At 74.7% G+C, this 9726-nt stretch carries 10 protein-coding genes; 8 read left to right on the forward strand and 2 right to left on the reverse strand.

The features are described from left to right. Positions 1–184: 184 nt before the first annotated feature. The 4 genes from ADL08_RS10360 (at position 185) to ADL08_RS10375 (ending at position 3145) form a co-directional block, all read left to right on the forward strand. Positions 185–586: a transglycosylase SLT domain-containing protein gene (locus tag ADL08_RS10360; RefSeq protein ID WP_030208416.1), complete on the forward strand. Its 402-nt coding sequence runs from the start codon at positions 185–187 to the stop codon at positions 584–586. A gap of 124 nt (positions 587–710) precedes the next feature. Beyond that, positions 711–1823 carry a DUF2330 domain-containing protein gene (locus tag ADL08_RS10365; protein ID WP_053641783.1) on the forward strand — a complete coding sequence of 371 codons (1113 nt, stop codon included), beginning with the start codon at positions 711–713 and terminating at the stop codon, positions 1821–1823. Further along, positions 1820–2488: an O-methyltransferase gene (locus ADL08_RS10370; protein ID WP_053641784.1), complete on the forward strand. Its 669-nt coding sequence runs from the start codon at positions 1820–1822 to the stop codon at positions 2486–2488. The genes ADL08_RS10365 and ADL08_RS10370 overlap by 4 nt, the downstream gene beginning before the upstream one ends. Positions 2489–2611: 123 nt before the next feature. Next, entirely contained in the window at positions 2612–3145 is a 534-nt protein-coding gene (locus ADL08_RS10375; protein WP_053641785.1) for a hypothetical protein, read from the forward strand. Between the two features lie 42 nt (positions 3146–3187). On the opposite strand, the gene ADL08_RS10380 is transcribed toward ADL08_RS10375, so the two are convergent. After that, a complete protein-coding gene (locus ADL08_RS10380; protein ID WP_053641786.1) occupies positions 3188–4273 on the reverse strand; it encodes a serpin family protein in 1086 nt (361 codons plus the stop codon). A gap of 11 nt (positions 4274–4284) precedes the next feature. Between ADL08_RS10380 and ADL08_RS10385 the strand changes: the two genes are divergently transcribed. Further along, entirely contained in the window at positions 4285–4611 is a 327-nt protein-coding gene (locus ADL08_RS10385; protein ID WP_053641787.1) for an antibiotic biosynthesis monooxygenase family protein, read from the forward strand. A 42-nt stretch (positions 4612–4653) separates the two neighbouring features. Next, positions 4654–5139, forward strand: coding sequence for a GNAT family N-acetyltransferase (locus ADL08_RS10390; protein ID WP_053641788.1), 486 nt, complete (start codon positions 4654–4656; stop codon positions 5137–5139). 13 nt (positions 5140–5152) lie between these two features. On the opposite strand, the gene ADL08_RS10395 is transcribed toward ADL08_RS10390, so the two are convergent. Continuing rightward, on the reverse strand, positions 5153–7213 hold the full coding sequence (locus ADL08_RS10395; protein WP_053641789.1) for an MDR family MFS transporter: 2061 nt from the start codon (positions 7211–7213) through the stop codon (positions 5153–5155). 204 nt (positions 7214–7417) lie between these two features. Between ADL08_RS10395 and ADL08_RS10400 the strand changes: the two genes are divergently transcribed. Continuing rightward, positions 7418–8587 carry a peptidoglycan-binding domain-containing protein gene (locus ADL08_RS10400; RefSeq protein ID WP_053641790.1) on the forward strand — a complete coding sequence of 390 codons (1170 nt, stop codon included), beginning with the start codon at positions 7418–7420 and terminating at the stop codon, positions 8585–8587. A gap of 334 nt (positions 8588–8921) precedes the next feature. After that, positions 8922–9590, forward strand: a complete 669-nt coding sequence (locus tag ADL08_RS10405; RefSeq protein ID WP_053641791.1) for an HAD-IA family hydrolase — start codon at positions 8922–8924, stop codon at positions 9588–9590. The last annotated feature ends 136 nt before the right edge of the window (positions 9591–9726 follow it).

A 9726-nucleotide genomic window follows, 5' to 3' on the forward strand; every position in this document is an offset into this window, starting at 1 on the left:
CGTACAGGGGGTCGTTGCATCGGCGTTCCGGCCCTGGTTGTCTGGTGGACGTCGCCAGGCAGCCGGTGCTCACCGCAGCGCCTCGGGCCGGCCGGTTCCCCCAGTTCCCGGGTCTCCCGGGCCCTGGTTCCGGCTTGCCGAAAACGCCCGGCGCGGCCTCTGTCCCCGAAGTTAGGTAGAAACCTTGATCCGCTCGCTCACCACTCGTGTCGCCGCCCGCAAGAAGACCTTCGCCGCCTCCGCAGCCGTGCTGCTGGGTGCGTCGGGTGCGGTGCTCGGCACGACGGGCTCGGCCTCGGCCGCCAGCCCGCAGGATGTCGCGCGTCAGATCGTTCCCGCCTCGCAGTACGCGTCCTTCAGCAAGATCGTGGCCCACGAGTCCGGCTGGAACCACAAGGCCACCAACTCCTCCAGCGGCGCCTACGGCCTGGTCCAGGCCCTGCCGGCCTCGAAGATGTCCTCGGCCGGTTCCGACTGGAAGACGAACCCCGCCACCCAGATCAAGTGGGGTCTCAACTACATGAACGAGCGCTACGGCTCCCCGAACGCCGCCTGGGCGTTCTGGCAGGCCAACGGCTGGTACTAAGAGTCCCGCCACCGCGCAGGCGCGCACACGCGAGGCCCCGCCCTCCTCACGGAGGGGCGGGGCCTGCGGCGTTCCCGGGGACGGCCGCGCGGAACCGGCCCCCTCCCCGCACGTCCGAGCTGTCATGCGGGGGGCACACGGCATCCTGATCAGAAGAGTCCTGACGGCCTTCGTCGCGCTGCTCGCGCTCCAGGCCGGCTCGCTCGTCGCACCGGCGTACGCCTGCGGCTGCGGCGCCATGATCCCGGACGGGTCGCGGCGGATCGGCGTCGACCGCGAGGAGTCGGCCGTCCGCTGGGACGGGCGCACCGAGACGATCGTGATGCGCTTCAGCGTGCACGGGGACGCGGAGCGGGCGGCCTGGATCATGCCGGTGCCGAGCCGGGCCGCCGTCTCCCTCGGCGACCCGGAGCTGTTCGACGAGATCGCCCGGCTCACCGCGCCCGAGCGGCGCGACCGCTTCCACTTCTGGCCGCGCGAGGACGACTGGCCGTTCGACACCGACCACGGCGACGGGGCCGGGGCGACGCCCGGCGCGGTCACCGGCGTCGGCGTCGTCGGCCGCGAGCGGCTCGGCCCCTTCGACGTGGCCCGGCTGACCGCCACCGACCCGGACGCGCTCGGCGACTGGCTGCGCACGAACGGCTTCGACCTGCCCGACCGGCTGACCGGCGCGCTCCGGCCGTACGTCGAGCGGACGTGGGAGTACGTCGCGGTCCGCCTCGCGCCCGAGGAGGAGGGCTCCGTCCTCCGGGGCGAGCCGACCCCGCCGCGCATCGCCTTCACCACGCCCGAACCGGTCTACCCGATGCGGCTCTCACGGCTCGCGAAGACCCCCCAGACGCTGGGCCTGTCCATCCTCGCCGACCACCGGATGGAGCCCCGCTCCGCCATCGGCGGCGACCGGCCCGAGGTGACCTTCGCCGGGCGGATCGAGCGGCCCGGGGGCGCCGTGGCCGCGCTCGCGGGCGACCGGCCGGTCCATCTGACGGTCCTGGAGCAGAGGTTCCCCCGGCCGGAGCGGATCGACGACGACCACCGCCTGCGGCGGGTCGCCGACACCCCGTACCGCGAAGTCGTGTACACCGACCGGCTGCTGACCGTCGCGGGCGGCGTCCCGGTCTGGCTCCTGACGGCGGGCGGAGGCCCGCTGCTCGTGGCGGTCGCGGCGCTCCCGGCCGTGCGTGCGTCGCGACGCCGCCGCGCCCCCGTGGCGGGTGTACGTTCGGCCGCATGACCAATCCTCAATGGACGGACGTCGACCGCTACTTCACCGAACTGCTCGCCCCGGACGACGAGGTGCTGTCCGCCGCGCTCGCCGCCTCGACGGCGGCCGGCCTGCCGGAGATCGCCGTCGCCCCCAACCAGGGCAAGCTGCTCCACCTCCTCGCCCGGGTGCAGGGCGCCCGGAACATCCTGGAGATCGGCACCCTCGGCGGCTACAGCACGATCTGGCTGGCCCGCGCGCTGCCCGCCGACGGGCGCCTGATCACCCTGGAGTACGACCCGGCGCACGCGGACGTCGCCCGCTCCAACCTCGCCCGCGCCGGCCTCGACAAGCTCGTCGAGGTCCGCACGGGCCCGGCCCTGGACAGCCTGCCCCGGCTCGACGCGGAGGGCGCGGGCCCCTTCGACCTCGTCTTCGTCGACGCGGACAAGGTCAACAACCCGCACTACGTGCAGTGGGCCCTGAAGCTCTCCCGGCCGGGCACGGTCATCGTCGTCGACAACGTCGTACGGGGCGGCAAGGTCGCCACCGCCCACCCGGACGACCCCGCCGTCACCGGCACCCGCGAGATGTTCGACCTGGTCGCCCGCGAACCGCGCCTGGACGCGACGGCGTTCCAGACGGTCGGCACGAAGGGCTACGACGGCCTGCTGGTCGCCCGCGTGGTCGACTGAGACGTTCACGCCCGGACCGCCCGGAGCGGCGGGCCGGGACGGGGAGCGGCACCGACCGGTCGGTGCCGCTCCCCGTCCCGGCACCGGACGGCGTTGTCGGTGCCCGGTGTTAACGTCGCCGCCATGGCGAACCGTTCATACCTCTACTCCGCGGACTCGATGCCGAGCGAGGCGGAGCTCCCCCGGCCGATCCGATGCGTATCGGAGCACAACTGGGACATACCGCTCGCGCACAAACTCCTGGTGGGGCGCGGAACGACGATCGTCCCGTCCATGATCTGGAACCCCCCGATCGGCATCGCCGCGGACTACGCCGCCGGGGCGGCCCTCCTCCTCGACCTCCTGCGCGCGGTCGGCGAAGGCCTTGAGGACGACGCCGAGTTCGCCGAATGCGTCGCCAGGACCACGGCCCACCTCCAGAAGCAGCGGGCGAAGCACTTCGTCCTGGAGACCGGGGAGATCGTCTCGATGACGGACGACGACCCGGCGGCGAGCGTGCGGAGCCTGGTGTCCGGGGACATCCCCGAAGCCGTCGCCGAGGCGGAGGCGGCGCTCGCCGGCCGGAACGACGCCTGGCTGGCCTCGGTCCGGGCCGACTGGCAGAAGCACTTCGCGTCCTTCTACAGCGACGCGCTCTACTTCTCCTTCCCCGACTAGGGGGGCGTCCGGGCGATCCCGGCCGGCGCCGAAGGAAACGGCCTAACCCCCGACGGACGGCACGCTCCGCCGCCACCCCGCGAAGAGCGGCAGTTCGCCCCCGGCGTCGAGGACGACGACGCCGAAGGGCCGGTCGAAGGCGATCCGCTCCACCGTCCCGGGGCGGGGCGGGGCCGCGCTCCGGGCCATCCTGACCTGGGTGACGGCCGCCGCCTCGACGCCCTCCTCGGCGACCTCGACCAGCGCCTCCTGCACCACCTCGTCGATGAAGAGGCCGTCCGGGGAGAGGCCGGAGAAGTCGGCCCCGGGCCGCAGGGCCCGGTCGAGACCGAGCGCCGCCAGGTGCGCCTTCGCCCCGGTCCTCGTACGGAGGGTGAAGCGCGGCAGGAGGAGGTCGGCCGAGTCGGCGGCGAGCGGCTCCCCGGTCCCGGCCCAGGCGGCGGGCAGCACCTCGCCGGGCCCGGCCCCCTCGGGCCCGAGCGCGAACCGCACCAGGGCGGCCCCTTCCCCGGCGCAGGGCAGCTCCACGACGGTGACCCCGCCCGCGGACCGGACGGAGGCGGCCGGGATCCGCCGCCGCATGGTCGGCACGGGCCGGGTGACGCCGTCCCCGTCGGTGAAGGGCTCGTCACGGGTGAGGTGCCGGGGAAAGGCCACCGCCCAGGAGGCCTTCAACGCCAGGGCGTTGAGCAGGACCAGTTCCTCGGAGCCGTCGAGCCCGAGCGGCAGCCCGTCGATCCGCCCGCCGGTGGCCTCCCGCACCCACGCGTCGAGCTCCCCCTGGGCGTCCCCGCCCAACTCCCCGAACCGCACGCCCGGCAGCGCCCGCCGGAACTCCTCGCGCACCGCCGCCCGGGCCCACACCCCGGTGGCCACCGCGACCCCGCCCGTCCCCGCGAGCCGCCGCCCGACCCCGGTCACGGCCCCGGCCGCCGCCTCCCCCTCGACCCCGAGCAGCTCGCGCAACTCCCCGCCGGTCCGCCCCCGCGCCCCGGCAGCGACGGCCCCGAGCGCCAGCCACAACCCGACCGGCGAGACGACGAAGTCCCCGTCCCCGAGCCGGGACAGCCAGCGCGCGGCCAGGGTCCGTACCGTGTCCGCCGGAAGGGCGGGGGGAGTGCGGGTCATATCCTGCCTCCATGAGCATCGTGAAGATCAACGTCCTGACCGTGCCGGCCGAGCAGCGCGAGGTGCTCGAACAGCGCTTCGCCTCGCGGGCCGGGGCCGTGGAGGGGTCCGACGGCTTCGAGTGGTTCGAGCTGCTGCGGCCGCTCGAAGGCACCGACCAGTACCTGGTGTACACCCGCTGGCGCAGCGAGGAGGACTTCCAGAACTGGATGAACGGTTCCATGCGGGCCGCCCACCAGGGTGGCGGCGAGGGCGGCGGCGAGCGGCCGAAGCCCGCCGCGTCCGGGTCGGCCCTGTGGTCGTTCGAGGTCGTCCAGCAGGCCTCCCCGAAGGCCTGAGCCGGAAAACCCGGCTGCGCCGGAGGTCGCGCGCGTCCCACAATGGCGCGCGTGACCTGGACCTTCTCCCCCGAGCGCGTCGACACCCCCGACGCCACCGCCCTGCGCCGCGACTACTACGACGAGGTCGCGAGCCGGTACTGGAAGCGGCCCGCGACGGCGGCCGAGATCGACGAGGGGCTGACGGACGACGGGGCCGGGCTGCTCGCGCCGCCGACCGGGGACTTCCGGACCGCCCGGTTCGGGGGCGAGCCGGCCGGGTGCGGCGGGGTGCTCCTCCTCGAAGGGGGCCGGGCCGAGCTGACCCGGGTCTACCTGCGGCCCGCGTTCCGCGGCCGGGGCGGCGCAGGGCTCCTGATGGACGCCCTGGAGGACGCGGCCCGCGCGCTCGGCGCCCGCCGGATGGTCCTCAACACGCGCCTGGACCTGATCGAGGCGCGGACCGTGTACGTGCGGCACGGGTACGCGGAGATACCGGCGTACTGCACCGGCCCGTACATGGACGTCTGGTACGGCAAGGAACTCTGACCCGTTCTTCCGTTCACGCGTGGTGGTCGCGGGGCGGTTCCGACATGCGGGGGCGTTCCGCGTCCGAGCCGCTCAGTTCGGCCGTCAGCTCCTCCACGAGTTTCACCAGGTCGGTGGGCCGTTCGGGTCCCCACCAGTCGCCGAGGAGTTCGGCGAGCGAGTCCTCCCGGGCCTTGGCGAGCAGCGTGGTCACCCGTACGCCCTCCTCGGTGAGGATCAGCTGGACGCCCTCGCGGGAGACCAGGTGCCGTTCCTCCACCTGCCGGGAGGCCTCGGTGATCGCCCGCAGCGGCACGGGGGTGGTCTCGGCGAGCCGGGCGGGCTCCACGGTGCCGTGCCGGCGGACGCGCAGCAGCAGCCAGCTCGCGGCGGGCAGCAGGTCGAGCCCGGCGCGCTCGGTGATCTTCACGTAGACCGCCTTGCGCCCCTCGCGGGAGCCGAGGACGGACAGCGCGCGGGCGCACTCGTCGTACGAGGAGCGCTCGACCGGGTTGGAGGCGAGGGTCTGCGTGGTGTCGGGCGCGGTGACCGAGGTGCGGAGCGGATCCTCCTTGAGGAACCAGGCGACGACGAAGGCGACGAGGACGACGGGCGACGCGTACAGGAAGACGTCGGTGATGGACGTGGCGTACGCGTGGAGCACGGAGGGGCGCAGCTCGGGCGGGAGCTGGGCGACGGCGCGCGGGTCGGCGGCGACCTCCCCGGGGCCGGTGCCGGGCGGCAGGCCGGGTCCCGCGGCGGCGAAGACGTCCTCCAGTTTGGAGGTGAGCCGGTTGGTGAAGATCGTGCCGAAGACGGCGACGCCGAAGGACGCGCCGATGGAGCGGAAGAAGGTGGCTCCGGAGGTGGCGACGCCGAGGTCCTCGTAGGAGACGGCGTTCTGCACGACGAGGACGAGGACCTGCATGACGAGGCCGAGTCCGGCGCCGAAGACGAAGAAGTACGCGCTCATCTCCCAGGTGGAGCTGGTCTCCGTGAGCCGGTGGAGGAGGAGCAGGCCGATGGCGGTGAGGGCGGTGCCGACGACGGGGAAGACCTTCCAGCGGCCGGTGCGGCTGACGACCTGGCCGGAGGCGGTGGAGGTGAGCAGCAGGCCGAGGACCATGGGCAGCATGTGGACGCCGGACATGGTCGGGGTGACGCCCTGCACGACCTGGAGGAAGGTCGGCAGGTAGGTCATCGCGCCGAACATCGCGAAGCCGACGACGAAGCTGATGACGGAGACGAGGGTGAAGGTCCGGATCCGGAACAGCTTGAGCGGCAGCACGGGCTCGGCCGCCCGCCGCTCCACGCGCACGAACCAGACGAGGAGTACGGCTCCGAGGACGGCGAGGCCGATGATCTGCGGCGACCCCCAGGCCCAGGTGGTGCCGCCGAGGGAGGCGACGAGGACCAGGCAGGTGGCGACCGAGGCGATGAGGAAGGTGCCGAGGTAGTCGATGGTGTGCTTCGTGGAGCGGACCGGGATGTGGAGCACGGCGGCGATCACGAAGAGGGCGACGACCCCGATCGGCAGGTTGATGTAGAAGACCCAGCGCCAGGAGAGGTGCTCGGTGAAGAGGCCGCCGAGGAGGGGGCCGAGGACGCTGGTGGCGCCGAAGACGGCGCCGAAGAGGCCCTGGTACTTGCCGCGCTCCCGGGGCGGGACGAGGTCGCCGACGATCGCCATGGACAGGACCATGAGCCCGCCGCCGCCGAGGCCCTGGAGCGCGCGGAAGCCGATGAGCTGGGGCATGTTCTGGGCGATGCCGCAGAGGGCGGAGCCGATGAGGAAGATGACGATGGCCGCCTGGAAGAGCTTCTTGCGTCCGTACTGGTCGCCGAGCTTGCCCCAGAGGGGGGTGGCGGCGGTGGACGCCAGCATGTAGGCGGTGACCACCCAGGAGAGGTGTTCCATGCCGCCGAGCTCGCTGACGATGGTCGGCAGGGCGGTGGAGACGATGGTCTGGTCGAGTGCGGCGAGCAGCATGCCGAGCAGCAGCGCGCCGATCGCGACGAGGACGGTGCTGTGGCGCTGCCCGTCCCCGGGCGCGGGGGCGCCGCCGGGCGGGGACGGGCGTAGGTCCTGGGCCATGGGCGTCTCCTCGGCGTCTTCTCGGAGCGTTCTCGGAGCCTTCGGCGGCTTCGCGGAGTCTCCGGTGCGGCTCTTCTCCTCGGGCGGCTTCTCCATCCTGATCCGAATGTCCGGTTATGGCCTGCGGAGGGGCACGCCTGTTCCCCCGCCGGGAGGGGGTGGGCTGCATAATCGCTCGCAGTTGTATCGGGGAGGGGACTCATCATGACCGGACACGTCTGTCCTGAATGCGGTATACACAGACCCGGCTGCGCCTGCGCCCGGGCCGAACTGGCGGCGGCCGAGGACTTCGATCCGCTGCGGATCCGGCCGTACGTGACGCTGGACGCGGCGGAGGACGCGGGGGCGGAGGCGTACGGAGCGGAGGCGTACGGGGCCGGGCCGGGGTCGCACGGCGTGGAGGCGTACGGGGCCGGGCCGGGGTCGCACGGCGCGGAGGCGTACGGGGCGGGGGCCGGGAGTCGCGGCGCGGAGGCGTACGGGGCGGAGGCGGGGACGTACGGTGCGGGGGGCGCCGACGCGGACCCGCCGACCGCCCGGTTGGCGGCGGTCCGTCCGGAGGACTACCCGGCGGGCCGCCCGGCCGGCGGCGGCCCCGCACCGGTGCCGGCCGCGGGCGCGCACCCCGGCGCCGGGGGCGACCCCTCCGAGACGATGCCGCTGCTGCTGCGCGGGGTCGGCGAGGTGCCGCCCCCGCCCGGCGGGGACCGGCCGCGGGGCCGCGGGCGCGGCGCGGTGATCGCGGTGGTGGCCGCCGTCGCCGTGGCGGGCACGGCGGCCCTGGCGGCGGCCGCCCTCGGCGGGGGCGGGACGGACGACCGGGCGGCCGTGCCCGAGGTGACGACGAGCGCGTCCCTGAACCTGGGCGTGTCCGAGGAGCCGTCCCCCTCCTCTTCTTCCGGGAGCCCGGAGCCGACGTCGTCGTCCCCGACCCCGCGCCGGACGTCCGCGTCGCCCTCGGCGTCCCCGTCCGCCACGGCCACCCCCTCCGCCTCGGCCTCCTCCGGCGCCACCGCGAGCCCCGGCGCGTCGACCGGTCCGGCCGCCCCGCCCCCCGTCACGACGTCGGCGTCGCCGACGACCGCGCCGTCGGCGACGACCGCGACGCCCTCACTGGCCCCGGAGGAGACGGAGGAGCCCGAGCCGGAGGTCACCACCCTCAGCTACGGCGACCGGGGGCCCGAGGTGGAGGACCTCCAGCGGCGGCTGCGGGCCGCCTGGGTGTACTTCGGCCCCGTCGACGGCCGCTACGGCAACAGGGTCCGGGAGGCCGTGGAGGAGTTCCAGCGCTGGCGGTCGATCCAGGGCGATCCGCTGGGCGTGTACGGGCCGAGCACGCGCGAGGTGCTGGAGCGGGAGCAGTCGGGGAACTGAGCGGCGGGGTCTTCCGGCCCGGCCCGGGGCCCGGGCCGCGCGCGGGCGGCGGGCGGGGGTGGCCGCGCGGAGAGCGGGCCCGGAGACGCGACTGCGCGGTCGGCGCTCGGCAGTCGGCGGTCGGCGGTCGGCGGTCGGCGGTCGGCGGTCGGCGGTCGGCGGTCGGCGGTCGGCGGTCGGCGGTCGGCGGTCCCAGGATGCGGACGGGGAGCGGACCGGCTGGCCAAGACAGCCCCCGGTTTTGTATCGTTGAAGAACAAAGTGGCCCCGCCCGCACTCCCTGACCGGTGGGCGGGTCCGCCTTGTTCTCCGCACCACCCCTCCTGGAGACCCGATGCCTGCCACCACCCCGGCAACGCTCACCGCCCGCGCCCTCCTCCTCGACATGGACGGCACCCTCGTCAACTCGGACGCCGTCGTCGAACGCTGCTGGCGCCGCTGGGCCGAGCGGCAGGGCCTGGACGGGGACGCCGTGCTCCAGGTCGTCCACGGCCGCCAGGGCTACGCGACGATGGCCGTCCTCCTCCCGGACCGCCCGATGGAGGAGAACCACGCCGACAACCGGGTCATGCTCGCCGAGGAGACCGCCGATCTCGACGGGGTCGTGCCCGTCCCCGGCGCCCCCGCCTTCATGGCCGCGATCACGGACCTGCCGCACGCCCTGGTGACCTCGGCGGACGAGGCCCTCGCCCAGGCTCGCATGGGGGCGGCCGCGCTGCGCGTGCCGGAGACCCGGGTCACGGCCGAGAGCGTCGGGGCCAGCAAGCCGGACCCGGAGGGCTTCCTGAAGGGCGCGGCCGCGCTGGGCTTCGACCCGGCGGACTGCGTGGTCTTCGAGGACTCCGAGGCCGGCATCCAGGCGGGCCGCGCGGCCGGCATGCGCGTCGTGGGCGTGGGCCCGCGCGCGGCGGCCTTCGCGCCGGACGCGTACGTGCCCGACCTCACCCGTCTGCGGGTCGAGGCGGCGCCGGACGGCACGATCACGCTGACGACCGTGCCGTAACGCCCCTCCCCCACCCACCACCCCGCTCGCGCGTGGCCGGACGATCCGGCCGCGCGCGAGCGCGTTCCGGGACTCTTCCGGCCCGCACCCGGGCCCCGCCCTCCCTCACCCGGGCCCCGCCCTCCCGCTCCCGGAC

This window comes from Streptomyces sp. NRRL F-6492 (assembly GCF_001280125.1).
In the GTDB taxonomy this organism is placed as follows: domain Bacteria; phylum Actinomycetota; class Actinomycetes; order Streptomycetales; family Streptomycetaceae; genus Streptomyces.

What these genes read in the sequence shown, in the direction of transcription:
- ADL08_RS10365 (WP_053641783.1), top strand. Translation starts at nt 711, where the DNA reads ATGCGGGGGGCACACGGCATCCTGATCAGAAGAGTCCTGACGGCCTTC.
- ADL08_RS10370 (WP_053641784.1), top strand. Translation starts at nt 1,820, where the DNA reads ATGACCAATCCTCAATGGACGGACGTCGACCGCTACTTCACCGAACTG.
- ADL08_RS10375 (WP_053641785.1), top strand. Translation starts at nt 2,612, where the DNA reads ATGGCGAACCGTTCATACCTCTACTCCGCGGACTCGATGCCGAGCGAG.
- ADL08_RS10380 (WP_053641786.1), bottom strand. Translation starts at nt 4,273, where the DNA reads ATGACCCGCACTCCCCCCGCCCTTCCGGCGGACACGGTACGGACCCTG.
- ADL08_RS10385 (WP_053641787.1), top strand. Translation starts at nt 4,285, where the DNA reads ATGAGCATCGTGAAGATCAACGTCCTGACCGTGCCGGCCGAGCAGCGC.
- ADL08_RS10390 (WP_053641788.1), top strand. Translation starts at nt 4,654, where the DNA reads ATGGCGCGCGTGACCTGGACCTTCTCCCCCGAGCGCGTCGACACCCCC.
- ADL08_RS10395 (WP_053641789.1), bottom strand. Translation starts at nt 7,213, where the DNA reads ATGGCCCAGGACCTACGCCCGTCCCCGCCCGGCGGCGCCCCCGCGCCC.
- ADL08_RS10400 (WP_053641790.1), top strand. Translation starts at nt 7,418, where the DNA reads ATGACCGGACACGTCTGTCCTGAATGCGGTATACACAGACCCGGCTGC.
- ADL08_RS10405 (WP_053641791.1), top strand. Translation starts at nt 8,922, where the DNA reads ATGCCTGCCACCACCCCGGCAACGCTCACCGCCCGCGCCCTCCTCCTC.